The organism is Sphingomonas sp. (genome assembly GCF_004799495.1).
Taxonomy (GTDB): domain Bacteria; phylum Pseudomonadota; class Alphaproteobacteria; order Sphingomonadales; family Sphingomonadaceae; genus Sphingomonas.
Genome location: NZ_SSMY01000002.1, coordinates 99,144 through 122,656, shown reverse-complemented (window position 1 = coordinate 122,656; position 23,513 = coordinate 99,144). Strand labels below are relative to the sequence as shown.

Here is a 23,513-nt window from a genome sequence, read left to right as displayed (position 1 = left end):
ACCCCGCTAATCCGCGCGGCCATGGGCATCAATCTCAATCCCTTCACCTGGTGGAACGGCGCGAGCTGGGGCACGATGGTCGGGCTGATCGGCAAGACTCGCGTCGGCGAGGACGATCTGGGCAACGTCTATTATCAGGGCGGCAAGGACACCGCGGGCAACCCGCGCCGCTGGGTGATCTATGCCGGCGCCAACGACGCCAGCCGCATTTCGCCCGAATGGTTCAGCTGGCTGCATCATCAGATCGACGACGTGCCCGACCGCGCGCTGCCCGCACCGCGCCGCTGGGAAAAGCCGGCGCTCGCCAACCAGACGGGCACGCCGCTCGCCTATCGCCCGCCGGGCGCGCTCGAAAAGGGCGGCAAGCGCGCACCCGCGACGGGGGACTACGAAGCCTGGACGCCGGAGGGATGAACTGGCGTCGAGTCGCCGGCATCACCGCGCTGGTCGCCGGGGCGGGGGCTGCGGGATGGGCCGGATATCATTGGTACCAGGGACCGGCCGCGCCGCCGCCCGTCGTCGCCGCCAGCGCGCCCGCGACGACGCTCGACGACACGCAAGTGTCGGGCGGCGTCGAGACGGTCGACGTGTCGGGCGACCCGACCAATCCGGAGGCGGGCACGACACCGATGAAGGATCGCGTCGCGGTGTTGGGCCTGCTCAACAAGCGCAACGGGCTGGAGCGCGACCTGACGCTCAAGCCGGGCCAGGCGATGCGGATCGGCGGCGTGGTGGTGCGGCTGCGCGCGTGCGAGCAGACCGCGCCGTGGGAGCAGGAGCATTATACCGGCGCGTTCGTCCAGCTCGACGTGGCCCAACCCGACGGAACGTGGAAGCGAGTCCATTCGGGGTGGCTCTACAAGGAGCGCCCCAACCTCAACGTCGTGATCGACCCGGTCTACGACGTCTGGGTCAAGAGCTGCACGATGTCCTTTCCGAGCGGCGGGCCCGATACCGTGTCCGCACCGTCGGAAAGCGGCGGTAGCGGCAGCCGGTCGAGCGCGCCGAAGTCGCCGGGCGCCGCCCCTGAGGCCGCGCCGCCGAGCGAGCCCTCGATCGCCGCGCCCAGCAACGCGACGTAATCGCCGCGGCTGATCTCGACCGCGCCCAATGAGGCGAGGTGCGGGGTCTGGAACTGGCAGTCGAGCAGGGTGAAGCCGCCGACGCGCAGGCGTGCGACGAGCCAGGCGAGCGCGACCTTCGACGCGTCGGTCGCGCGGCTGACCATCGATTCGCCGAAGAACGCCTTGCCGAGCGTGAGCCCGTAGAGCCCGCCGACCAGATCGTCGCCGTCCCAGCATTCGATCGAATGTGCGAAGCCGCGGAAATGGAGTGTCGTGAACGCGCTCTCGATCGTCGTGTTGATCCACGTGTCCGGCCGGTCGTCGGCGCTTTCGGCGCACAGCGCGATGACGTCCTCGAACGCCGCGTCGGCCGTCACGCGGAAACGGTCCGACGCGACCGTTTTCCGGAGCGAGCGCGACAGGTGGAACCCGTCGAGCGGCAGCACCGCGCGGCTCCGCGGCTCGACCCAATAGACCCCCGCGGCGTCGCGCGCATCGGCCATCGGGAACACGCCCACGGCATAGGCGCCTAGCACCAGGTTCGGGTCGAGCACGTCGTACGAGGGGTCGGGCAAATGCTTCACCGCGCCGGCACCGCGAGCCATTGCTCGATCTCTTGCCACAATCCCGCGAACGCAGCGGCGGCGGGAGAGTTCGCGGCGAATTCGCCCACCGCGGCGCGGCGCACGCTCATCTGCTCGATCACGCTCGCCATCGGGATCGCGGGCCAATTGGGTTGCGACGCGACGCTATCACCGTGCAAACGCCGGCGGCGGTCGACCATGACGTGGACCGGCAACACGCGCCTGGTCGTGCCGAGATACCCGATCAACTCCTCGAACGCGCGTTGCGACAAGGGTGAGGGAATGACGGGCACGACGATCAGGTCGGCGGCGCGCATCGCCTGCTTGTTGGTCTCGGTCAGTCCCGGCGGGCAGTCGAGCAGGATGCGGTCATAGTCCTTCGACAGCCCGTCGAGCAGCTTTGCCAATCGCTTCTTCTTGTCGAGCTCGTGGAACAGCAAATCGAGGTCGCGCAAGCTCGCGTCGGCGGCGATCAGGTCGAGCCGCTGGGTCGCGGTCTTGCGGATCAGTTTATCGGGCGCGGCGTCCTTCGAAAAGATCGACAGCGCATCGCCCTTGGGCTTCTTGCTCGTGAGGAGAAAGCTGCTCGCCGCCTGCGGGTCGAGGTCCCACAGCAGGGTGCGGCGCGCCGATTGCGCCGCCGCGCTCCACGCCAGATTGACCGCGAGCGTCGTCTTCCCGACGCCGCCCTTCAGGCTATAGATCGCGATGGTAGCCACGGGGCGAGCGTGACGGCGGCAGGCCATAAAAGCAACGGCCCGCGTCGCCGCGGGCCGTGCCGGTTACACTAAAGGGCTTGCGCTTACTTGCTGCACTCCTGCGCGGGCTTGCCCGGCTGGGTCAGCTTGAACGACTTGTCGTTGCCCGACAGCGACCAGCCGCCGTCGGCGGTCATCGGCTTGCCAGCCGCGCCGCTCAGCTGCACCGGCGGCGCCTCGGGCGGCGACATGATCGCGGCGGTCATCGTGCCGTCCTTCTTCGCTTCGAAGAAGGTCACCTTCACCAGGCTGTTGTCGCCATGGCAGCGGTACGACCCTTCGGTCTTGATCGCCGGCGGCAACTCGATCGGAGTCACGGCGGCGGTGGTCGTGTTCTCGGTGGCCGAGTTGTTGACCGTGGTCGTCTCGGTTTTGGACTGACAGGCCGTGAGCGCCAGGAGCGCGACGGCGGTTGCGGGGAGAAGGGTGGCTCTCATAGGACTCCAGCGATTTGCCGACAGAACGTCTTTCGTCAAGCGCCGTTCCGCATCGCAACAATTTGCGACACTTATTCGTGGAACTCGTCGAGGTCGGGGATCCGCCCGAACGCGATCTTGGTGCCGACTCGGTCGATTCGTCCGCCATGGAATGGGCCGAGCGACACCGCGTGCCGCCCGAACTTTTCGTTGAGACGGTCCATCGCCTTGCTGAGCGCGAGGCCCCGCGTCTCGCGCGCCAGCGGGTCGTCGGGGTCGAGGTGCGCGAACAGCGATCCTTGCTCGCCGTTCACGGACACCAGCTCGTTGAGTGTGACCCCGACCATTCGCACGCGCAAGGACCCATGGCGCCGCTTCCCTTCCTCGGCCAGACGCGGAAACAGCGCGTCGAGCGCGGCGAGCACCTGGAAGCTGTCCTGCGTCGCGGCCAGTTTGCGGCTGCATTGCCACACGGTCTTGTCGGCTTCGAACCGAACGTGGAGCACCAGCAGGCGGGTAACGTAGGATTTGCGCCGCAACCGGCTCGCCGCCTTCAACGCCAGCCGCCGCGCGGTGAGCCGCACCGGCTCGAGCCCGCGCTTGTTGGGGGAGAGCACATGGCTGTGCCCGATCGACCGCGTCTGCGTCGGCTTGTCGGGCAAGTCGACGCCGTGGAGCGCATACCACAAGCGGTCGCCGTTGACCCCGCCCCACGCGCTCCCCGCGTCGCGCGGGCGGCGCTCGCAATATTGCCGGATGTCGTTGATCCCGTCGCGCGCCAGCCGCTTTTCCATGTTGGCGCCGATCCCGCAGATGTCGCGCAGCTTCATGTCGTACAGCCGCTGCGGCAGCTCGGCGGCGTCGAGCACCACCAGCCCGTCCGGCTTTTCTATGTCGGATGCCAGTTTCGCGAGCAGCCGGTTGGGCGCGATCCCGACCGAGGCGGTCAGGCACTCGCCGACATTGGCGAGGATCCCAGCCTTGATTCGCCGCGCGAGCGCGATCGCCTGGTCGGGCGCATTCTCGTTGTCGAGCAGCCGGCACGCCACCTCGTCGATCGAGCACACATGCGTCACGGGAATATGCCGCCAGATTTCTTCGATGATCGCGTTGTGGAACACGACATATTGGTCGTGCCGCGCGGGCGCGATCAGCAATTCGCGGCACAGCCGTTTCGCCTCCCACACCGGGGTGCCGGTCGAGATGCCGTAGCGCTTCGCCTCGACCGACGCCGCGATCGCGACCGTGGTGTCCGACCCGACCGGCGCCACGATCAGCGGCTTGCCGCGCAGGTTGGGGTCGAGCTGCTGCTCGACGCTGGCGAAATAGGAATTGAGGTCGAGGAACAGCCACCGCAGCGGGCGCGGGGGGAAATCAAATTTTGGCGCCGCCGGCATCGTGGAACATTAGCAGAACATCACTCACGCAGGAAGTCGGTGAGTGCGCTCCAGGCGGATTGTTTCATGCCGATGCCGATTGTGTAGAGCGGGCTGCTTGATGGTAGCGCGATCAGCACCATTTCCGCGCCAGCGCTGCGAATTTGCCGCATCCCGATCTTCGCCGCCGTCCCGCCGTTGAATGCGATGGCGCGCAGGTCGGGCAGGGTCGCAGCGAGCGCGGGCAGGTCGTTCGCGGCGTGGTCGCGGATCGCGGCGTCGCTGCTGCCGGGGCGGGTGGCGTGCGCGACGACGTCCCACAGGCCGATCCGCGCCGCGAGCAGCGCTGCTAGCCGTTCGTCGTAATCGAGCGCTGGTAAGTCCACGCCCGCCACCGGCGACAGCAACCGCCAGAACTGGTTCTGCGGATGCGCGTAATATCGCCGTGCCGCGAGACTGCGGTCGCCCGGCAGGCTGCCGCAGATCAGCAGCCGTGTGTTGGCGTCGACGACCGGCGGGAACGAGCGCTTGAGCGTCATAGCTCCCGCTTAGCGCCCCGCCCCGCGCAGGCAATTGTTGAGCGCCGCGCTCGCTGCGCTATGGTGAGGTAACTGGCGGGCAGGAGGGTGCGATGCGGCGGATAACGGTGGCAATGATCGGCTTGGCGATGCTGGCGGCGTGCAGCCGCGACGCGGATCCGGTCGGCGAGAATTCGGCCGACTCGATCAAGACCACGGCGGTCGGGAACGTCGTCGCGACCATCCCGAGTCCCACGCCCACCCCGACTGCCGAGGCGATGAACGACGCCGAAGCTAGCGCGGGCAATGTCATCGATTCCATGAGCAATGCGATGTAGGGCTTTGGCCTGCGATAGCTTCACTCGCTTGCTCCTGATGGAGGCACGCGCCATTTAACCGTCATGACCGCACTTCCCGACACGCTCTCGCTCATCGGCAACACCCCGCTTGTCCGGCTCAGGGGCCCGAGCGAAGCCGTCGGCGCCGAGATTTTCGGCAAGTGTGAATTCGCCAATCCGGGCGCGTCGGTGAAGGACCGCGCGGCGCTCTACATCGTCGAGGATGCGGAAGCGCGCGGATTGCTCCAGCCCGGCGGGACGATCGTCGAGGGGACCGCGGGGAACACCGGGATCGGGCTCGCGCTCGTCGCCAACGCCAAGGGCTACAAGACGATCATCGTCATGCCCGAGACGCAAAGCCGCGAGAAGATGGACACGCTGCGCGCGCTCGGCGCCGAGCTCGTGCTGGTGCCGGCCGCGCCCTATGCCAATTGCGCGCATTTCGTGCACACCAGCCGGCGCATCGCGGAGGAGACGCCCAACGCGATCTGGGCGAACCAGTTCGACAATGTCGCCAACCGCCGCGCGCATATCCAGGGCACCGCGGAGGAAATCTGGGAACAGATGGACGGGCGGATCGACGGGTTCACCTGCTCGGTCGGTACCGGCGGGACGCTCGGCGGGGTCGGGCTGGGACTCAAGGCCAAGGACGAGAAGGTCTGCATCGCGCTGACCGACCCGCACGGCGCGGCGCTGTACGACTATTATGCCTGTGGCGAATTGCGCAGCGAAGGCTCGTCGGTCGCCGAAGGCATCGGGCAGGGGCGGATCACCGCCAATCTGGAGGGTGCGCCGATCGACACGCAGTTCCGCATTTCGGATGCCGAGGGGTATCAATGGGTCCGGCGGCTGCTCGACGAGGAGGGGCTGTGCCTGGGTCTTTCGTCTGGGATCAACGTCGCGGGCGCGGTGATGCTGGCGAAGCAATTGGGACCGGGCAGCCGCGTTGCGACGATCCTGTGTGACACCGGATTCCGCTACCTTTCGACGCTCTACAACAACGACTGGTTAGCCAAAAAGGGTTTGGTTCCCGCGTGATGCGACGGCCCGTGCGGCTTGCGGGTTGGACAAACCTCGATCAAGTCGTTACCTAAAAGCCACACATGATTAAAACAGTGGTTCGCGATTCAATCCAGACGATGCAGCGGGTGAAGGTGGGGCTGATCGGCCTCGGCGCCGTGCTCCTGCTGATCGGGCTCGCCGCGACGATCTTCGGAATCGTCAGCCGCGAGCGCCCGGGCACCGCGATCGGCGCGCCCAAGGCGGACGTCGCCGCCAATCTTAGCGTGTCGAACGGTATGACGCCGGCTGCCGCTCCGACCAGCGAGCCCCTCGCCGAGCTGGGCGTCGCCCCGGCCGCGTCGCCAACCCCGACCAAGCCGTGACGACGCCGAAGTGGGCGGCGTATGGGAAATCTTCCCACCGATCGCCCGAGTCGACGCAAATCCGCCGTTTTCCGGGCGTCTCCGGTCTTATCCTCTTCAAATATTCGGGGAATTCACTGAAGAATCTTTTTATTGGTTAACAGCTACTTAGCTATAACGCGGTCGATATAACCCACAAATACCCAAAGATTACCATTGTGTCCCATGCCTTCCCTTGATACGCCATCGGGAAGCTAAAGGGGCGTTTTTACCCGTTTGATTCGTGTTCGCGTGGGCGGCGGCGAAGGCCGTTTTCCGCGCCGGGAAAGACGTGCGTGTTTTTTGGGGGTCGGGGCGGATATCGTGGCGGGACGCGGCATCTACACGGGAACGGCGTTGCAGCTTGTCGACGACAAGAGCCGCGTCTCCATCCCCGCCAAGTTCCGCGACGCGATCATCGCCAACAGCGATCCCGAAACGATGAAGGGCGGCCCCACCGTCCGCATCAACGTTCACCACAAGTGGAAATGCCTCGTCGGCTACGACCAGGCGCGGTTCGAGGAAGAGATCGCGCGCGCCACCGCGACCTCGCTCGAGCGCACCGACGAGAATGGCGACCCCGACGACAGCCAGCTCCGGCGCCTCTCCGGCGGTGGCGAGACGATCGGGTTCGATTCGACCGGCCGCTGCGTCCTGGTCGGCTGGCACAAGCGCAAGGTCAACATCACCAAGCACGCCTTCTTCTACGGATCGATCCATTATTTCGAGATCTGGGACCCCGAAACGCTGCTCGCCGACCCCGACGCGCCCGAAGTGATGAAGGACGCGTGCCGCGGCGCGCTCGAAGAAAAGGGTATGTTGTGAGCACGCCCGCCCCGCATGTTCCCGTGCTCCTCGACGCGGTGCTCGACGCGCTCCTCCCCACCCCGGGCGAGCTCCACGTCGACGCCACTTTCGGCGCTGGCGGCTACACGCGTGCGATTCTGTCGCGCGGTGCCGCCGTGGCCGCCTTCGACCGCGACCCTAGCGCGATCGAGGGCGGCCAGCCGATGGTCGCCGCCAACGACGACCGGCTGACGCTGATCGAAGCGCCTTTTTCGGCGATGAACCACGAACTCGACGCGCGCGGCCTGACCCCGGTCGACGGCGTGGTGATGGATATCGGCGTGTCGTCGATGCAGCTCGACCAGGCCGAGCGCGGCTTCTCGTTCCAGGCCGACGGCCCGCTCGACATGCGGATGAGCCAGTCGGGGACCAGCGCCGCGGATTTCCTCAACACCGCCGACGAAGCCACGATCGCCGACGTCATCTATCAGTATGGCGACGAGCCCAAGAGCCGCCGCGTCGCGCGCGCGATCGTCGCCGCACGCCCGCTGACCACCACCGGACAACTCGCGAGCGTCGTGCGCAAGGCGCTCGGCCACAAACCGCACGACAAGAAGGACCCGGCGACGCGGACCTTCCAGGCGATCCGCATCCACATCAACCGCGAGCTGGGCGAGCTGTCGGACGGCCTCGCCGCCGCCGAGCGCGTGCTCAAGCCCGGCGGGCGGCTCGCGGTGGTGACGTTCCATTCGCTCGAGGACCGGCTGGTGAAGCGATTCTTTCGCGAGCGCAGCGGGTCGACGCCCGCGGGGTCGCGGCATCTGCCCCCGGCGGCGGCCGGCGCGGCGGCGAGTTTCGAGAAGGTCGGGCGCGCGGTGCGCGCGGACGAAGGGGAGATCGCGGCGAACCCACGCGCGCGGTCGGCGACATTGCGGGTGGCGCATCGGACGGCGGCGGCACCCTGGGCGGGAGAAGCGTGATGGTCGTGGTGACTCGGTTTCGCTGGTTCGGCTGGTTCGTGGTGTGCGTGGGCGTGATCCTCGCCTGCTATTTGATGTCGTCGCGCGTCGCGGCGGAGCGCAACAAGCTCGCCGACGTCGAACGCTCGATCGCCTCGACCCAGCGCGACATCCGCGCGCTGGAGACCGAATTCGACACGCGCGCCAACCTTGCCCAGTTGCAGCGCTGGAACGGCGACACGTTGAAGCTCTCGGCGCCGACCGCCGCGCAATATGTCCGCGACGACGGCCAGCTCGCGTCGCTCGCGCTGGATGGTCAGGCGCAAGCGCAGACCGCCGCGGCGGTGATCCCAAGCGCGCCGCTCGACGCCGCGACGATCGAAACCACGCCGGCCGCCGCCACCGATATGCCGCCCGCCGCCAAGGCCAAGCCCGCCAAGGCCGTGCTGGCGAGTGTCGCCAAAGCGCAACCCGCCGTGGCGCGCGCGACCGCCAAGCCGCGTGCGCAGATCGCGATGCTCGACCGCCGGATCATGGGCGGCTCGTCGCTCGGCGACCTGATGCGCCGCGTCGGCAGCGAGGACGCCCGGTAATGACCGAGACGCTCGCGCGGCCCTTGTCGCCGCGCCGCCTGACCGACGATCGCGGCGTCAACCGGGCGACCGCGCAAAAGCGGCTGATGATCATGATGCTGCTCTATGGCGGCGCGGTATGCCTCGTCCTGAGCAAGCTCGCGTTCTTCGCGATGTTCGCGGGGCCGGCCTCGGCCACCACGATCGGCGCCCGTGTCGCGCGTGGCGATATCGTCGACCGCAACGGCGCGCCGCTCGCGCGCACGATCGACGCCTGGGCGATCGGGGTGCATCCCGACGAACTGCTCGGCGACAAGCGCGACATTGCGCAGCGGCTGGCGGGCATCCTCGGGCTCGACGAGAGCAAGATCTACGGCCAGCTGTCGGCCAAGAATTTCTCCTATATCGAACGTGACGCCTCGGCGTCGCTCGTTACCGAGGTTAACGCGATCGGCGAGCCGGCCCTGGTGTTCGAGCGCGAGCCGCAGCGGCTGTACCCCCAATCCGAACTCGCGGCGCCGGTGCTCGGCTTCCTCGACATGGGCGGGAAGGGCGCATCGGGGATGGAGCGCGCGCTCGACGGGCAACTGACCGATCCGACCAGGAGCGGCCAGCCGGTCGCGCTGTCGATCGACGTCCGCGCGCAATCGGCGCTGGAGAACGAGCTCGGTCAGCAAGTCACCGCGCTCAAGGCGAAGGGCGGCGCTGGCGTCGTGCTCGACGTCAAGACCGGCGAGGTGATGGCGCTGGCGTCGTTCCCGACCTTCAACCCCAACAACCCCGGCATGGCGCCCAAGCCCGAGGTCGATTCGAACGGCAAGCAGCTTCCCGGACCCTTCTACAATCGCGTGACCACCGCGGCCTACGAACTGGGGTCGACCTTCAAGCCGATTACCGTCGCGGCCGCGATCGACAGCGGCACGGTGACGTCGATGGCGCGGCGGTTCGATGCGACCGTGCCGCTGGCGATCGACCGCTTCCTGATCCACGACGATCGCGGCGACGAGCAGCGGCGCTGGCTCAATATTCCCGAAACGCTGATCTATTCGTCCAACATCGCGACGGCGCGGATCGCCGATGAACTGGGTGGCGACAAGCTCTCGCACATGTTCCGGCTGATGGGCTTCGACCAGCCGATGCCGTTCGAGCTGCCGGCGCGCGGGCGGACGTTGTTCCCGCAAAAGTTCAGCCGCATCACGACGATGACCTCGGCCTATGGGCACGGTGTCGCGGTGACTCCGCTCCACCTCGCGGCCGCCTATGCCGCGCTGGTCAATGGCGGTGTCTGGCACCCCGCGACGCTGATGAAGGTCCAGCCCGGCCAGGCCATCCCGGGCCGGCGCGTGATCAGCCAGTCGACCAGCGACCGCATGCGGCAGCTCCTCCGCCTCGTGGTGCTGCAAGGGACGGGCAAGAAAGCCGATGCCGCGGGGTTCCGCGTCGGGGGCAAGACCGGGACCGCCGAGGTCGCGACCGGCGGCGGCTATTCGAAGAAAGCCAATGTCTCGACGTTCGCGGCGGCTTTCCCGATGGACGCACCGCGCTATGTGGTGATCGTGATGCTCGATTCGCCCAACGGCGCGGTCAATACCGCCGCCTATACCGCCGCGCCGGTGGTCGACCGCTTCATCCTGCGCGCCGGGCCGATGCTGGGTGTGATGCCCGATGCGAGCCGCGACATCGATGTCAGCGACTTGCTGCCGCTGATCTGGCGCGCGCCGGGGGCGAACCCGCAGAACATGACGGATTCGCAATGAAGCTCGGCGGGCTGGTGACGGGCGGGAGCGACGCCAGCGTCACCGGCTTCGCGATCGACCATAGGAAAGTCGCGCCCGGCACGATCTTCGGCGCGTTCGAAGGCGCCAGCGTCAACGGCGAGGATTATATTCCCGCGGCGGTCGCGGCTGGCGCGATCGCCGTCGTCGCACGGCCGGGCGTGACCGTCGAGGGTGCGCTCCACATCGCCGCCGACAACCCGCGGCAGGAATTCGCGCACCTCGCGGCAGCCTTCTTCGCGCCGTTCCCCGAAACCTGCGTCGCCGTCACGGGCACCAACGGCAAGACCTCGACCGTCGAGATGACGCGCCAGCTCTGGCGGATGGCGGGATTCCACGCCGCGTCGATCGGCACGCTGGGCGTCACCACGTCGGACGACAGCGTCTCGACCGGGCTGACCACGCCCGACGTCGTCACCTTCCTGTCGAACGTCGCGGGGCTCGCGCGCGAGGGCGTGACGCATGTCGCGTTCGAGGCGTCGAGCCATGGGCTGAGCCAATACCGCACCGAAGGCCTGAAGGTATCGGCAGCGGCGTTCACCAACCTCAGCCGCGATCACCTCGACTATCACGGCGACATGGCGAATTACCTGACCGCCAAGCTGCGGCTGTTTTCCGAAGTGCTTGCCGACGAGGGCACCGCGGTGGTTTGGGCGGACGATCCGCAGGCGGCGCGCGTGGTCGACCTAGCGCTTGCCCGGCGGCAGAACCTGATCACCATCGGCGAGCGCGGCGCGACGCTTCGGCTGGTCAGCCGCGATCCGACCTTGCTCGGGCAGGGGCTGGTGATCGAGGCCGAAGGGCGCGAGCATAAGGTCATGCTGCCGCTGATCGGCGCGTACCAGGCGGCTAACGCGCTGACGGCGGCGGGGCTGGTGATCGCGACCGGCGGCGATGTCGCGCAGACGATCCAGAACCTCTCGCGGCTCCAGCCCGTGCGCGGGCGGCTCGAGCGCGCGGTGATCAATCGCGCCGGCGCGCCGGTCTATGTCGATTATGCGCATACCCCCGATGCGCTCGAAGCCGCCATCGCCGCGCTCAAGCCGCACACCGCCGGGCGGCTCATCGTGGTGTTCGGCGCGGGCGGCGACCGCGACCACGGCAAGCGCGAGTTGATGGGGGAGATCGCGGCGCGCTACGGCGATCTGGTGATCGTGACCGACGACAATCCGCGCAGCGAGCTCCCCGCCGACATCCGCGCCGAGGTGTTGAAGGGCGCGCCCGACGCGACCGAGATCGGCGACCGCAGGCGCGCGATCGGCGAGGCGGTGGCGGTGGCGGGCGCCGAGGACATCGTCCTGATCGCCGGCAAGGGGCACGAGCAGGGCCAGATCGTCGGCGATCTCGTTCTGCCGTTCGACGACGTGACGGTCGCGCGCGAGGCCGCGGCGCCATGAGCCTGTGGACCTCCGCCGCCATCGCCGACGCAACCGGCGGCGCCGCTTCGGCGGCGTTCGACGTTTCGGGGGTGACGTTCGATTCGCGCGAGGTCGGGCCGGGCGACCTGTTCATCGCGCTGACCGGCGAGAGCACCGACGGCCACAAGTTTCTCGACCAGGCGTTCGAGCGCGGCGCGGCGGGGGCGCTGGTCAGTCAGTCGAGCAATCATCCCAACGTGCGGGTTGCGGACACGTTCGCCGGCCTCGAAGCTTTGGCAAAGGCATCGCGTGCGCGGACGAATGCGAAGATCGTCGGGGTCACCGGATCGGCGGGCAAGACCGGAACCAAGGAAGCGCTGTTCGCCGCGCTCGACCGCTCGCCGAACAAGACGGCGCATCGTTCGGTCAAGTCGTACAACAACCACACGGGCGTGCCGCTCAGCCTGTCGCGCATGCCCGCGAGCATGGATTACGGCGTGTTCGAAATGGGCATGAACCATCCCGGCGAATTGGCGCATTTGACGACGCTCGTCCGCCCGCACGTCGCGATCGTGACGGCCATCGCTCCGGCGCACGCGGCGTTCTTCCCCGACGAAAGCGCGATCGCCGACGCCAAGGGTGAGATCTTCCAGGGCCTCGAACCGGGCGGGGTCGCGATCGTGCCGTTCGACAGCCCGCACCGCGACCGCCTGACCGCCGCCGCGCAGCCGCACGCGGCGCGGATCGTGACGTTCGGAGTCGGCGAGGGCGCCGACGTCGCCGCGCTCGAAGCGGTCCGCACCGGCACTGGCGGCACCTTCGTAACCGCACGCGTCGGGGAACGTGAGCTAAGCTACACCATCTCGCAACCCGGCCAGCATTGGGTGTCGAACTCGCTCGCGGTATTGGCAGCAGTCGATGCGGTCGGCGGCGATCTCGCGCTCGCGGGGCTCGCATTGGCCGAGCTCGGCGGACTGGCCGGGCGCGGTGACCGCTTCTGGGCGAGTGCCGGTGACGGCCGCGCGCTGGTGATCGACGAAAGCTACAACGCCAACCCCGCCTCGATGCGCGCGACGCTCGCCGTGCTCGGCGCGGAGGAGGGGCGCAAGCTCGCGGTGCTCGGCGAAATGCGCGAACTGGGCGACAAATCGCCGGGCTATCATGCCGACCTCGCCGATCCTATTCGTAACGCGGGCGTCCAACTGGTCATCCTGGTCGGTGAAGCGATGGCGCCGCTCGCCGAAGCGCTTGAGGGGCAGGTCGAAATCGTCCATGTGCCCGATGCCGCTGCCGCGCGCGACCGCCTGGTGGCGGAACTGCGTAGCGGAGACGCGGTCCTCATCAAGGGTTCGAACGGGGTCGGGCTGTCCGCATTGGTGGCGGCGCTCGGCGGTGGGAAAACGTAATGCTGTACTGGATCGCCGCGCAGTTCGGGTTCGCCCACGGGCTCAACCTGATCCGCTACCAGACGTTCCGCACGGGCGCGGCGGTGGCGACAGCGCTGCTGATCGGGCTGATCGTCGGACCGAAATTCATCGGCTGGCTGCGCGTTCGCCAGGGCAAGGGGCAGCCGATCCGCAGCGACGGGCCGCAAACTCACCTCGCCAAGGTCGGCACGCCCACGATGGGCGGGCTGATGATCCTGACCAGCATGGCATCCTCGATCCTGCTGTGGATGGACTTGAGCAACCCCTACGTCTGGGCGTGCCTGTTCGTGACGCTCGGGTTCGGGACGATCGGGTTCCTCGACGATTACGACAAGGTGAGGAAGGCGAGTACCGCGGGCGTCTCCGGGCGGATCCGGCTGGTCGGCGAGTTCATCATCGCCGGGATCGCCAGCGCGATCATCATCCACACCAATACCGCGAACGGAACGCAGCTCTATTTGCCGTTCTACAACGGCCACGTGATAAACCTCGGCTGGTTCTACATCGCGTTCGCGGCTTTCACGATCGTCGGGTTCGGCAATGCGGTGAACCTGACCGACGGGCTCGACGGGCTCGCGTCGATGCCGGTGATCATCGCATCCGTGACGCTGATGATCATCGTGTATCTCGCCGGCAACGTGAAGTTCGCCGACTATCTCGGCATTCCGCACATCCCGCGCGTCGGCGACCTCGCGATCTTCTGCGGCGCGATGATCGGGGCGGGGCTCGCGTTCCTGTGGTTCAACGCGCCGCCGGCGGCCGTCTTTATGGGCGACACCGGCAGCCTCGCGCTCGGCGGCGCGCTTGGGACGATCGCCGTGACCGCGCACCACGAACTGGTGCTGGGGATCATCGGCGGGCTGTTCGTGGTCGAGGCGATGTCGGTCATCATCCAGGTATTCTGGTACAAGCGCACCGGCAGACGGGTGTTCAAGATGGCGCCGATCCATCACCATTTCGAACAACTCGGCTGGGCGGAATCGACCGTCGTCATTCGTTTCTGGATCGTCGCGCTGGTCCTCGCGCTGGCGGGGCTGTCGACGCTGAAGTTGCGGTGATCGTCAGCCCCGCCTGGCGCGACAGACGCTATGCGGTGCTGGGGCTGGCGCGCTCGGGCGCCGCGACGGTCGAGGCGCTGGTTTCGACCGGCGCCGAGGTGTTCGCCTGGGATGCCGACGAGACCGTGCGCAAGGCGGTGATCGAATATCACCCGCACGGCGTGACACTGGCCGACACCGCGACGATGGACCTGGCGGGGTTCGACGGCGTGGTGGTGTCGCCCGGCGTCCCACTCAACAATCATCCCGTCGCGTCGAAGGCCCGCGCGGCCGGCGTCCCGATCATCGGGGACATCGAGCTGTTCGCGGAGGCGCGCGAGAACCTGCCGTCGCACCGGGTGGTGGGGATCACCGGGACCAACGGCAAGTCGACCACGACCGCGCTGATCCATCATATCGTCGATACCGCGGGCATCCCGGCGCGGCTCGGCGGCAATATCGGGCTCCCGATCCTGGGCGAGGAGCCGTTGCCCGAAGGCGGCGTGTACGTCCTCGAACTGTCGAGCTACCAGCTCGACCTGACGCACAACCTCGATTGCGACGTCGCGGTGCTGCTCAACATCACGCCCGACCATCTCGACCGCTATAATGGGTTCGAGGGCTATGCCGCTGCCAAGGCGCGGCTGTTCGACATGCAATCGCCCGGCCACGACGCGGTGATCGGGATCGGCGACGATGCGTCGGCGAAGATCGCGCGGAGCTTGTCGTCGCGGGGCGAGCATCTCCACAAGATCGCGCCGGGCGTGTGCATGGACCAGTCGCGCTGGCCGGCGCTGCAGGGCCCGCACAACGCGCAGAACGCGCTCGCCGCGATCACCACCTGTCAGGCGCTCGGCATTTCCGAAGCCGCGATCGACGCGGGGCTGGAGAGCTTCAGGGGCCTCCCGCACCGGATGGAACGCATCGCCGTCGTGGCAGGCGTCGCTTACGTCAACGACAGCAAGGCGACCAACCCGGACTCGGCCGCACCCGCGCTCGCCGCGTTCGACCGGATCCACTGGATCCTCGGGGGGCAGGCCAAGAGCGACAATCTGGACGCATGCCGCCCCTCGTTCGGTCATGTCCGCGCGGCGTACACGATCGGCGAGGCTGGGATGCTGTTCCGCGACCTGCTCGCGGAGGCGATGCCGGCGACCTATGCCGGCACGTTGACCGACGCGGTCGACCTCGCGCGCGCGGCGGCGGAACCGGGCGATACCGTGCTGCTCTCGCCCGCTTGCGCCTCGTTCGACCAGTTCCGCGATTACGAGGACCGCGGCGACACCTTCCGCGGACTGGTCGAGGCGATGTCGTGAGCAGCGTCCCCGCCAAGGACGGCCTGCTGACTCGCGTCGCGCGGCGCGGCGGGCGCGCCGACCGCTCGGCGCTGGGCGCATGGTTCTGGGATATCGACTGGCTGATCCTGATCCTGACGCTGTTCCTGATCGCGATCGGGCTGGTCGCGGTGGCCGCCGCCTCGCCCGCGACCGCGCAACGCTATTCGGACGCGACGCACCATATGGCGCCGCTCTATTATTTCTGGCGGCAGCTGATGTGGGTGTGCGTGTCGCTGCCCGTCCTGTTCGTCGTGTCGATGCTGCCCGCCGACCGCGCGCGCCGGCTTGCCCTGATCGGGTGCGCGGGGTTCCTCGTCTGCCTGATGCTGGTGCCGATCGCCGGCGTGACGGTGAACGGTGCGCGGCGCTGGCTCGGGGTCGGCATCGCGCAGTTCCAGCCGTCCGAATTCCTCAAGCCCTGCTTCATCGTCGCGACCGCATGGCTCCTCTCGCTCAAGGGAAAGGAAGGACTGTCGGCGGGGATGCTGATGCTGCTGACCGGCGGCTTGACCGCGACCGTCGCCGCGCTCCTCATGCTTCAGCCCGATTTCGGCCAGACCGTCGTGTTCTGCGTTGTGTGGCTGGCGCTGCTGCTGATCTCCGGCGTGTCGACCCGCATGATCATGAGCCTAATGGGGGCCGCCATCGTCGGCGTGGTCGCGGCCTATATCTTCTACGGAACCGCGCGCACCCGGATCGATGCCTTCCTGTTTCCGGGCTCGTCCGACCCGGCCGAGCATTTCCAGGTCAACGCCGCGCGCGCGACGCTGACCGCGGGCGGCTGGCTCGGCACCGGTCCCGGCGGGGGACAGATGAAGTTCCGCCTGCCCGAAGCGCACACCGATTACATCTTCTCGGTGATCGGCGAGGAATTCGGGCTGATCGCGTGCGGGATCGTCGCGCTCATTTTTCTTGCGATCGTCGTGCGCGTGTTCGTCAAGCTGCTCGACGAGCAGGACGATTTCCGCATGCTGGCGGCGTCGGGCCTCGCGATCCAGTTCGGCGTGCAGGCATTGATCAGCATGGCGGTCAACACCGGCCTTGCCCCGTCCAAGGGCATGACGATGCCGTTCATCTCCTACGGCGGGTCGTCGATGATCGCGCTGTCGGTCGGAATGGGGTTGCTGCTTGCCTTTACCCGCCGGAACCCGTTTGTGAGCCGCTCACCCTATGTCGTGAAATGGAGCGGCGAATGACGAGAGTGCGGCAGTTCGTGTTGGCCGCGGGCGGCACCGGCGGCCACATGGTGCCGGCGGCCGCGCTGGCCGAGGAGCTGAAGCGGCGCGGGCACCGTGTCGACCTGATCAGCGACGAACGCGGCGTGCGTTTTCCCGGGCTGTTCGAGGGGGTGGAGACGCATGTGCTCCCCGCCGGGCGGATGCAGGGCGGGCCGCTCGGCTGGTATCGCGCCGGCCGCGCGATGTGGGCGGGCCGGGCGCAGGCGATCGAGCTGTACGAGAAGCTGAAGCCGGCGGCGGTGATCGGGTTCGGGGGTTATCCGGCGCTCCCTGCGTTGCTCGCGGCATTCAACAAGGGCATTCCGAGCGCGGTGCACGAGCAGAACGCCGTGCTCGGCCGCGTCAACCGGCTGGTCGCGGGGAAGGTGGATGCGATCGCCACCTCGTACGGCAAGGTCGAGCGGCTGGCGGACAAGTATCGCGGCAAGGTGACGCTGACCGGCAACCCGGTACGCGACGAGGTGCTGGCGCTGCGAGATCGCCCGTATCCGATGCTCGAGGAAGACAGCATCTTCCGCGTGCTGGTAACAGGCGGGAGCCAGGGCGCGAGCGTGCTGTCGCAGGTCGTGCCCGATGGCCTCGCGATGCTCCCGGTCACGTTCCGCCGTCGCCTGCAGGTCACGCATCAGGCGCGGATCGAGGATATCGACCGCGCGCGCGCCAAATACGCCGAGCTGTCGATCGCCGCCGACCTCGCGACGTACCTGCCCGACCTGCCCGAGCATCTCGCCTGGGCGCACCTCGTCATTGCGCGTGCAGGCGCCTCGACCATCGCCGAGCTGACCGCCGCCGGGCGTCCCGCGATCCTGGTGCCCTTGCCCAGCGCGACCGACGACCACCAGACCGACAACGCCCGCGAGATCGCCGAAGCTGGCGGCGCGCGCGTGATCGCACAGAGCCAGTTCACGCCGGTCGAGCTGGCCAAGCAGATGCAGAAGCTCGGCCTCGACCCCGAAGCGTTGCAGAATGCCGCCGCCCACGCGCGCTCGTGCGGGCATCCCGACGCGGCGCGCGACCTCGCCGACCTGATCGAGACCATCAGCAACCCTGCGGGCGACATGCCTGTCGGGGCGGCGCAACCTGACCTTTCCGGCGGGGAGGCCGCGTTCGCATGACGGGTCTCAAGACGGACATCGGCGCGATTCATTTCGTCGGCATCGGCGGGATCGGCATGTCGGGGATCGCCGAGGTGATGCACAACCTCGGCTACAAGGTGCAGGGGTCGGACGTCGCCGAAGGCTATGTCATCCAGTCGCTCCGCGATCTCGGCATCGACGTGAAGATCGGCCACGCCGCCGACAATCTCGGCGATGCCGCGGTGGTCGTGACCAGCACCGCGATCAAGCGCGCCAACCCCGAGGTCGAGGCCGCGCTCGAACGTCGCATCCCGGTGGTGCGTCGTGCGGAAATGCTCGCTGAGCTGATGCGGCTCAAATCGACCGTCGCGGTCGCCGGCACGCACGGCAAGACCACCACGACCAGCATGGTCGCGGCGCTGCTCGACGCCGGCGGCATCGACCCGACGGTGATCAACGGCGGGATCATCAACAGCTATGGCTCGAACGCCCGGCTCGGCGACAGCGAATGGATGGTGGTCGAAGCGGACGAGAGCGACGGCAGCTTCCTGCGGCTCGACGGCACGATCGCGGTGGTGACCAACATCGATCCCGAGCATCTCGACCATTACGGCAGCTTCGACGCGATCAAGGACGCGTTCGTCCAGTTCATCGAGAACGTGCCGTTCTACGGCGCGGCGCTGCTGTGCCTCGACCACCCCGAGGTACAGGCGGTGCTCCCGCGCGTCCGCGACCGGCGCATCGTGACCTACGGCTTTTCCACCCAGGCCGATATTCGGGGGGTCAATGTGACCCCGATCCCCGGCGGTAACCGCTTTGAGGCGATCATCCGACAGCGCGACGGGACGGTGCGGTCGATCGAGCATATCGAGCTGCCGATGCCCGGCCGCCACAACGTCCAGAACGCACTCGCCGCGATTGGCGTGGCGCTGGAACTCGGCGTGCCGGACAAGACGATCGAAAAGGGCTTCGCCAAGTTCCATGGTGTCAAGCGGCGTTTCACCAAGGTCGGCGAAGTATCGTTCGGCAAAAAGGGCAATGTCGCGGTGATCGACGATTACGGCCACCACCCGGTCGAGATCCGCGCGGTCTTGTCGGCGGCGCGCGAGGGGGTTGCAAACCGCGTGATCGCGGTCGTCCAGCCGCACCGTTTCACCCGGCTCGGGAACCTAATGGAAGAATTCCAGCAGGCGTTCAACGACGCCGACATGGTGTACGTGACCCCGGTCTATGCCGCGGGCGAGCAGCCGATCGAAGGCGTCGATGCACAGGCGCTGGTCGACGGGCTGAAGCGGCGGGGGCATCGCTCGGCGGCGACGGTAGGATCGGCGGAAGAGCTCGCTCAGGAACTGGCGGGCGCGATCCAGCCGGGCGACATGGTCGTATGTCTCGGCGCGGGCGATATCACGAAGTGGGCGGCGGGGCTGGCTGCCGGGATCGAGGCGGCGCGGTGAGTGTCTGTTACGCCATGCCCCCGGTGCGCGGGAAGCTGACGCACGGCGCGCCGCTCGCGCCGCTCGTGTGGTTCAAGAGCGGCGGCGCGGCGGAATATCTGTTCGAGCCGGCCGATGCGAAGGACCTCGAGACTTTCCTCTATGCACTCGATCCGGCGATGCCGGTCATGGGGCTTGGCCTTGGATCGAACATGATCGTGCGCGACGGCGGCGTACCGGGTGTCGTGGTGCGGCTCGGCAAGGCGTTTTCCAAGGTTGAGCGGGTCGACGAAACGACGCTCAAGTGCGGTGGTGGCGCGCCGGGTATCCTCGTCACGTCGCAAGCGCGCGACGCAGGCATCGGCGGGCTAGAGTTCCTGCGCTCGATTCCCGGCACCGTAGGCGGGTTCGTGCGGATGAACGGCGGCGCGTACGGGCGCGAGGTCAAGGACGTGCTGGTCGAGTGCGACGTCGTGCTGCGCTCGGGCGAGGTGCGGACGCTCGCGCTCGGCGACCTCGGCTACACCTATCGTCACAGCGACTTGCCGGCGGGCGCGATCGTCGTCTCGGCGACCTTCCGCGGTCATCCTGAGGCGCCCGAAACGGTGCAGGCCGAAATGGACCGCATCGCCGCGTCGCGCGAGGCGTCGCAGCCGCTGCGGTCGAAGACCGGTGGATCGACCTTCAAGAACCCCGAAGGCCATAAAGCGTGGCAATTGGTCGACGCGGCCGGTTGCCGGGGCTTGCGTCGCGGCGATGCGCAAGTATCGGAGAAGCATTGCAATTTCCTGCTCAACTTGGGTGACGCGACGAGCGCCGACATCGAGGGACTGGGCGAGGACGTGCGCGAGAAGGTGAAGGCGGACAGCGGCGTGACGTTGGAGTGGGAGATACAACGCGTGGGGGTGCCGGCATGACCGCGCCGCTCCACGTCGTCGTCCTGATGGGCGGCTGGTCGGCCGAGCGCGAAGTCTCGCTGATGTCGGGCAAGGGCATCGTTGCGGCGCTCGAATCGCTCGGGCATCGCGTCACCGCGATCGACATGGACCGCGACGTCGCCACGAAGCTCGCCGCGGCCAGGCCCGACGTCGTATTCAACGCGCTCCACGGCACGCCGGGCGAGGACGGCAGCGTGCAGGGCATGCTCGACCTGATGGGACTCAGATACACCCATTCGGGGCTCGTCACCTCGGTCATCGCGATCGACAAAGTGCTGGCCAAGAATGCGCTCGTGCCCCACGGCATCCCGATGCCCGGCGGGCGGATCGTCAAGTCGGCGGAAGTATTCGAAGGCGATCCGCTCAAGCGGCCCTATGTGCTCAAACCGGTCAACGAAGGCTCGTCGGTCGGCGTCGCGATTGTCACCGATGACGGCAACTACGGCAACCCGATCGGCCGTGATGTCGCAGGGCCGTGGCAGGAATTCGAGGAATTGCTCGCCGAGCCCTATGTGCGCGGGCGCGAACTGACGACCGCCATCTTGGGCGGTAAGGCGCTGGGCGTGACCGAGCTCAAGCCGAAGCGCGGCTGGTACGATTACGATGCCAAATATACCGACGGGATGACGGAGCACGTCTTCCCGGCGCAGATCCCCGGTCATATCGAAGATGCCTGCAAGCGGATCGCGCTCGAGGCGCACCGGCTGCTCGGGTGCAAGGGCGCGTCGCGGTCCGATTTCCGCTGGGATGACGAGCGCGGCGAGGACGGGCTGTTCCTGCTCGAGGTCAACACCCAGCCGGGCATGACCCCGCTAAGCCTCGTCCCCGAACAGGCGCGGCATTGCGGCATTTCGTATCCCGAACTCGTGCAGATGATCGTCGACGAGGCGTTGCATGAGGATGGGGGCGCATGAGCCGCCAGCCGGCCAGCCGCGCTCGGCCGAAAGGCCGTCCGACGCGAAAGAAGAAGCCGTCGATCGTCGATCGCATCCTCGCGCGCATTCCGTTGAGCCACGTTGCGCTCCGGCGGATCGCGACCTGGGCGGTGGTGCTGATCGCGCTCGGCGGGGTGTACGTCGCCGGCGCGGTGACCGGCGTGAACGCCAGCGTCGGCAACGCGCTGGCGGAGCAGATCGGCAAGGCTGGCTTCCGCGTCGAGCAGATCGAAGTGCGCGGCGTGAAGCGGATGGACGTGACGACGGTCTATGCCGTCGCGCTTGATCAGAAATCGCGCGCGATGCCGCTGGTCGACCTCAACCTCGTGCGCGACCGGCTGCTGCAATATGGCTGGGTGCAGGACGCGCACGTCTCGCGGCGGCTGCCCGACACGCTCCTCATCCGCATCGTCGAGCGCACGCCCGCGGCGGTATGGCAGGACCGCGGGACGCTCAGCCTGATCGACCGCGACGGCGTTTATCTGGAGCCGGTGTCAGCCAACGCGATGCCCGATTTGCCGCTGGTGATCGGCCCAGGTGCCGACCGCCAGGAGCCGGCTTACCAGACCTTGATGGTTGCCGCCCCCGCGCTCAAGCCCAAGGTGCGCGCCGCGACCTGGGTCGGCAACCGCCGCTGGGACTTGCTGTTCGACAGCGGCGAGACCTTGTCGCTGCCCGAAGGCGAGGACGAAGCGGCCAAGGCGCTCAAATTGTTTGCCGAGAAGGACGGGACCGACAAATTGCTCGGCAACGGCTACATCAAGTTCGACCTGCGCGACCCGACCCGCATGGTGGTGCGCAAGCCCGATCCGGCCACGCGCGCGCCGAGTCCGAAACCGACCGCGACGGGAAAACCCGAAACGACCAAATCCGACCGCGCGCCGACGCGCGACACCGTGTAAAGGGGAGTAATCATGGCCAAGGCTGGACCCGAAGGACTGATCACCGCGCTCGATATCGGGTCGTCGAAGGTCTCCGCGATGATCGCGCAAAAGGGCGACGGCGGTGAACTGATCGTGCTCGGCACCGGGCAGCGTGAGAGCAAGGGCATCAAGCGCGGCTGCATCGCCGACATGGGCGCGACCGAAGTCGCGGTGCGCGAGGCGGTCGAGCAGGCCGAGCGCATCGCGCAGACCAATATCGAGAATGTATGGGTCGGCTTTTCGGCGGGTGGTCTCGTCAGCGACGTCGCCTCGATCGAGTTCGAAATGGGCGGGCACCGGATCGAGCAGTCGGACATCGACGCGCTGCTCCGCGCGGGCCGCGAATCGATCGATCCGGCGGGACGGATGGTGCTCCACGCACAGCCGGCGCTCTACACGCTCGACGGCATTACCGGGGTCAAGAACCCGCTCGGGCTGCATGCCGACCGGCTGGGCGTGCACATCCACGTCGTGGCGGCGGACGGATCTCCGGTGCGCAATATCGGGCTGTGCGTCGCCAAGTCGCACCTCGAGGTGAAGTCGATAATCGCAGCGCCGGTCGCGACGGGTCTCGCCTGCCTCAGTGCCGAGGAGCGCGAGCTCGGCACCGCGTTGGTCGAAATGGGCGCGGGGATCACCAACGTGTCGTTGTTCGCGGGCGGGATGCTGGTCGGACTGACCACGATTCAGATGGGCGCGGCGGACATCACCGACGACATCGCCTCGACCTTCGGCGCATCGCGCGGCCAGGCCGAGCGGATGAAATGCTTCCACGGCTGCGCCAACGCGACGCCGCGCGACAATCACGACGTGATCGAAATTACACCACTGAGCGAGGACGGTGCGGGGGAGGGGCCGCGTATCACCAAGGCGCAGCTGATCGCGGTCATCCGCACGCGGCTCGAAGTGTTGATGGGCGAGATCGGGAAGGCGCTGACCGCGATGAAGTTCGACGGCAATGTCGGGCGCCAGGTCGTGCTGACCGGCGGCGGCGCGGAGCTCAAGGGGATCGCCGATTACGCGCAGTCGGCGCTCGGCCGGTCGGTGCGGGTCGGACGGCCGCGCGGGCTGACCGGACTGCCCGACGCGCATTCGGGGCCGGCCTTCGCGACGCTGGCGGGACTCGTCCACCACGCCGCGACCGACCCGATCGATCTGCGCGCCTTGTCGCACGCCGACCATCAGGTCGTGCACCGACCGTCGCCCTTTTCGATGGTCAAGCGTTTGATCCGGACGGCAAAGGCGAATTATTAACAAAATAT

24 protein-coding genes and 1 pseudogene are annotated in these 23,513 nt (G+C 67.7%); 20 read left to right on the top strand and 5 right to left on the bottom strand.

The window, feature by feature from the left end; all coding sequences use genetic code 11:
- Positions 1-21 precede the first annotated feature (21 nt).
- Entirely contained in the window at positions 22-414 is a 393-nt protein-coding gene (locus tag E7773_RS01840; protein WP_293987370.1) for an NADH:ubiquinone oxidoreductase subunit NDUFA12, read from the top strand.
- A pseudogene (locus E7773_RS01835) lies at positions 411-863 on the top strand (DUF2155 domain-containing protein); the annotation flags it as partial. The gene E7773_RS01840 and the pseudogene E7773_RS01835, both read left to right, overlap by 4 nt.
- Before the next feature lie 35 nt (positions 864-898).
- Here E7773_RS01835 and aat read toward each other — a convergent pair.
- From aat to E7773_RS01810, 5 genes are all read right to left on the bottom strand, one after another.
- Positions 899-1,669, bottom strand: coding sequence for a leucyl/phenylalanyl-tRNA--protein transferase (gene aat, locus E7773_RS01830; protein ID WP_293987367.1), 771 nt, complete (start codon positions 1,667-1,669; stop codon positions 899-901).
- Entirely contained in the window at positions 1,645-2,367 is a 723-nt protein-coding gene (locus E7773_RS01825) for an AAA family ATPase (protein ID WP_293987364.1), read from the bottom strand. The genes aat and E7773_RS01825 overlap by 25 nt, the downstream gene beginning before the upstream one ends.
- A gap of 83 nt (positions 2,368-2,450) precedes the next feature.
- Positions 2,451-2,843: a hypothetical protein gene (locus tag E7773_RS01820; protein ID WP_293987361.1), complete on the bottom strand. Its 393-nt coding sequence runs from the start codon at positions 2,841-2,843 to the stop codon at positions 2,451-2,453.
- A 71-nt stretch (positions 2,844-2,914) separates the two neighbouring features.
- The gene (locus E7773_RS01815) at positions 2,915-4,219 is read right to left on the bottom strand and encodes a type VI secretion protein ImpB (RefSeq protein ID WP_293987358.1); all 1,305 of its coding nucleotides are present in this window, start codon (positions 4,217-4,219) and stop codon (positions 2,915-2,917) included.
- Positions 4,220-4,239: 20 nt separating this feature from the next.
- Complete coding sequence (locus tag E7773_RS01810; protein WP_293987355.1) at positions 4,240-4,737, bottom strand: DNA-deoxyinosine glycosylase; 498 nt, start codon at positions 4,735-4,737, stop codon at positions 4,240-4,242.
- Positions 4,738-4,829: 92 nt separating this feature from the next.
- On the opposite strand from E7773_RS01810, the gene E7773_RS01805 reads away from it, so the two are divergent.
- The 18 genes from E7773_RS01805 (at position 4,830) to ftsA (ending at position 23,505) form a co-directional block, all read left to right on the top strand.
- Positions 4,830-5,054 (top strand): hypothetical protein, encoded by a 225-nt coding sequence (locus tag E7773_RS01805; RefSeq protein ID WP_293987352.1) that lies wholly within the window; start codon positions 4,830-4,832, stop codon positions 5,052-5,054.
- Between the two features lie 63 nt (positions 5,055-5,117).
- The gene (locus E7773_RS01800; RefSeq protein ID WP_293987349.1) at positions 5,118-6,092 is read left to right on the top strand and encodes a cysteine synthase A; all 975 of its coding nucleotides are present in this window, start codon (positions 5,118-5,120) and stop codon (positions 6,090-6,092) included.
- A gap of 77 nt (positions 6,093-6,169) precedes the next feature.
- Positions 6,170-6,439, top strand: coding sequence for a hypothetical protein (locus E7773_RS01795; RefSeq protein WP_363129714.1), 270 nt, complete (start codon positions 6,170-6,172; stop codon positions 6,437-6,439).
- A gap of 342 nt (positions 6,440-6,781) precedes the next feature.
- Positions 6,782-7,282: a division/cell wall cluster transcriptional repressor MraZ gene (locus tag E7773_RS01790; protein WP_293987346.1), complete on the top strand. Its 501-nt coding sequence runs from the start codon at positions 6,782-6,784 to the stop codon at positions 7,280-7,282.
- Positions 7,279-8,223 carry a 16S rRNA (cytosine(1402)-N(4))-methyltransferase RsmH gene (gene rsmH / locus E7773_RS01785; protein WP_293987343.1) on the top strand — a complete coding sequence of 315 codons (945 nt, stop codon included), beginning with the start codon at positions 7,279-7,281 and terminating at the stop codon, positions 8,221-8,223. Before E7773_RS01790 ends, rsmH begins: the two co-directional genes overlap by 4 nt.
- Complete coding sequence (locus E7773_RS01780; RefSeq protein ID WP_293987340.1) at positions 8,223-8,795, top strand: hypothetical protein; 573 nt, start codon at positions 8,223-8,225, stop codon at positions 8,793-8,795. Before rsmH ends, E7773_RS01780 begins: the two co-directional genes overlap by 1 nt.
- A complete protein-coding gene (locus E7773_RS01775; RefSeq protein ID WP_293987338.1) occupies positions 8,795-10,531 on the top strand; it encodes a penicillin-binding protein 2 in 1,737 nt (578 codons plus the stop codon). The genes E7773_RS01780 and E7773_RS01775 overlap by 1 nt, the downstream gene beginning before the upstream one ends.
- Complete coding sequence (locus tag E7773_RS01770) at positions 10,528-11,946, top strand: UDP-N-acetylmuramoyl-L-alanyl-D-glutamate--2,6-diaminopimelate ligase (protein ID WP_293987336.1); 1,419 nt, start codon at positions 10,528-10,530, stop codon at positions 11,944-11,946. Before E7773_RS01775 ends, E7773_RS01770 begins: the two co-directional genes overlap by 4 nt.
- Positions 11,943-13,313, top strand: a complete 1,371-nt coding sequence (gene murF, locus E7773_RS01765) for a UDP-N-acetylmuramoyl-tripeptide--D-alanyl-D-alanine ligase (RefSeq protein WP_293987334.1) — start codon at positions 11,943-11,945, stop codon at positions 13,311-13,313. Before E7773_RS01770 ends, murF begins: the two co-directional genes overlap by 4 nt.
- Positions 13,313-14,392: a phospho-N-acetylmuramoyl-pentapeptide-transferase gene (gene mraY / locus E7773_RS01760; RefSeq protein WP_293987331.1), complete on the top strand. Its 1,080-nt coding sequence runs from the start codon at positions 13,313-13,315 to the stop codon at positions 14,390-14,392. Before murF ends, mraY begins: the two co-directional genes overlap by 1 nt.
- Positions 14,389-15,687, top strand: coding sequence for a UDP-N-acetylmuramoyl-L-alanine--D-glutamate ligase (gene murD, locus E7773_RS01755; protein ID WP_293987329.1), 1,299 nt, complete (start codon positions 14,389-14,391; stop codon positions 15,685-15,687). Before mraY ends, murD begins: the two co-directional genes overlap by 4 nt.
- Positions 15,684-16,904 carry a putative peptidoglycan glycosyltransferase FtsW gene (locus E7773_RS01750; RefSeq protein WP_293987327.1) on the top strand — a complete coding sequence of 407 codons (1,221 nt, stop codon included), beginning with the start codon at positions 15,684-15,686 and terminating at the stop codon, positions 16,902-16,904. The genes murD and E7773_RS01750 overlap by 4 nt, the downstream gene beginning before the upstream one ends.
- Positions 16,901-18,061 (top strand): undecaprenyldiphospho-muramoylpentapeptide beta-N-acetylglucosaminyltransferase, encoded by a 1,161-nt coding sequence (gene murG / locus E7773_RS01745; RefSeq protein WP_293987325.1) that lies wholly within the window; start codon positions 16,901-16,903, stop codon positions 18,059-18,061. The genes E7773_RS01750 and murG overlap by 4 nt, the downstream gene beginning before the upstream one ends.
- The gene (gene murC, locus E7773_RS01740) at positions 18,058-19,476 is read left to right on the top strand and encodes a UDP-N-acetylmuramate--L-alanine ligase (RefSeq protein ID WP_293987323.1); all 1,419 of its coding nucleotides are present in this window, start codon (positions 18,058-18,060) and stop codon (positions 19,474-19,476) included. The genes murG and murC overlap by 4 nt, the downstream gene beginning before the upstream one ends.
- Positions 19,477-19,490: 14 nt before the next feature.
- The gene (murB, locus tag E7773_RS01735; RefSeq protein WP_293988201.1) at positions 19,491-20,372 is read left to right on the top strand and encodes a UDP-N-acetylmuramate dehydrogenase; all 882 of its coding nucleotides are present in this window, start codon (positions 19,491-19,493) and stop codon (positions 20,370-20,372) included.
- Complete coding sequence (locus E7773_RS01730) at positions 20,369-21,307, top strand: D-alanine--D-alanine ligase (protein ID WP_293987321.1); 939 nt, start codon at positions 20,369-20,371, stop codon at positions 21,305-21,307. The genes murB and E7773_RS01730 overlap by 4 nt, the downstream gene beginning before the upstream one ends.
- Complete coding sequence (locus E7773_RS01725) at positions 21,304-22,230, top strand: cell division protein FtsQ/DivIB (RefSeq protein WP_293987319.1); 927 nt, start codon at positions 21,304-21,306, stop codon at positions 22,228-22,230. Before E7773_RS01730 ends, E7773_RS01725 begins: the two co-directional genes overlap by 4 nt.
- Positions 22,231-22,242: 12 nt before the next feature.
- Positions 22,243-23,505 carry a cell division protein FtsA gene (gene ftsA / locus E7773_RS01720; protein WP_293987318.1) on the top strand — a complete coding sequence of 421 codons (1,263 nt, stop codon included), beginning with the start codon at positions 22,243-22,245 and terminating at the stop codon, positions 23,503-23,505.
- Positions 23,506-23,513: the final 8 nt, after the last annotated feature.

What these genes read in the sequence shown, in the direction of transcription:
- murB (WP_293988201.1), top strand. Translation starts at nt 19,491, where the DNA reads ATGCCCCCGGTGCGCGGGAAGCTGACGCACGGCGCGCCGCTCGCGCCG.
- E7773_RS01805 (WP_293987352.1), top strand. Translation starts at nt 4,830, where the DNA reads ATGCGGCGGATAACGGTGGCAATGATCGGCTTGGCGATGCTGGCGGCG.
- murG (WP_293987325.1), top strand. Translation starts at nt 16,901, where the DNA reads ATGACGAGAGTGCGGCAGTTCGTGTTGGCCGCGGGCGGCACCGGCGGC.
- E7773_RS01810 (WP_293987355.1), bottom strand. Translation starts at nt 4,737, where the DNA reads ATGACGCTCAAGCGCTCGTTCCCGCCGGTCGTCGACGCCAACACACGG.
- E7773_RS01780 (WP_293987340.1), top strand. Translation starts at nt 8,223, where the DNA reads ATGGTCGTGGTGACTCGGTTTCGCTGGTTCGGCTGGTTCGTGGTGTGC.
- E7773_RS01815 (WP_293987358.1), bottom strand. Translation starts at nt 4,219, where the DNA reads ATGCCGGCGGCGCCAAAATTTGATTTCCCCCCGCGCCCGCTGCGGTGG.
- E7773_RS01725 (WP_293987319.1), top strand. Translation starts at nt 21,304, where the DNA reads ATGAGCCGCCAGCCGGCCAGCCGCGCTCGGCCGAAAGGCCGTCCGACG.
- E7773_RS01730 (WP_293987321.1), top strand. Translation starts at nt 20,369, where the DNA reads ATGACCGCGCCGCTCCACGTCGTCGTCCTGATGGGCGGCTGGTCGGCC.
- E7773_RS01770 (WP_293987336.1), top strand. Translation starts at nt 10,528, where the DNA reads ATGAAGCTCGGCGGGCTGGTGACGGGCGGGAGCGACGCCAGCGTCACC.
- aat (WP_293987367.1), bottom strand. Translation starts at nt 1,669, where the DNA reads ATGGCTCGCGGTGCCGGCGCGGTGAAGCATTTGCCCGACCCCTCGTAC.
- E7773_RS01840 (WP_293987370.1), top strand. Translation starts at nt 22, where the DNA reads ATGGGCATCAATCTCAATCCCTTCACCTGGTGGAACGGCGCGAGCTGG.
- murC (WP_293987323.1), top strand. Translation starts at nt 18,058, where the DNA reads ATGACGGGTCTCAAGACGGACATCGGCGCGATTCATTTCGTCGGCATC.
- ftsA (WP_293987318.1), top strand. Translation starts at nt 22,243, where the DNA reads ATGGCCAAGGCTGGACCCGAAGGACTGATCACCGCGCTCGATATCGGG.
- mraY (WP_293987331.1), top strand. Translation starts at nt 13,313, where the DNA reads ATGCTGTACTGGATCGCCGCGCAGTTCGGGTTCGCCCACGGGCTCAAC.
- murF (WP_293987334.1), top strand. Translation starts at nt 11,943, where the DNA reads ATGAGCCTGTGGACCTCCGCCGCCATCGCCGACGCAACCGGCGGCGCC.
- E7773_RS01775 (WP_293987338.1), top strand. Translation starts at nt 8,795, where the DNA reads ATGACCGAGACGCTCGCGCGGCCCTTGTCGCCGCGCCGCCTGACCGAC.
- E7773_RS01800 (WP_293987349.1), top strand. Translation starts at nt 5,118, where the DNA reads ATGACCGCACTTCCCGACACGCTCTCGCTCATCGGCAACACCCCGCTT.
- E7773_RS01820 (WP_293987361.1), bottom strand. Translation starts at nt 2,843, where the DNA reads ATGAGAGCCACCCTTCTCCCCGCAACCGCCGTCGCGCTCCTGGCGCTC.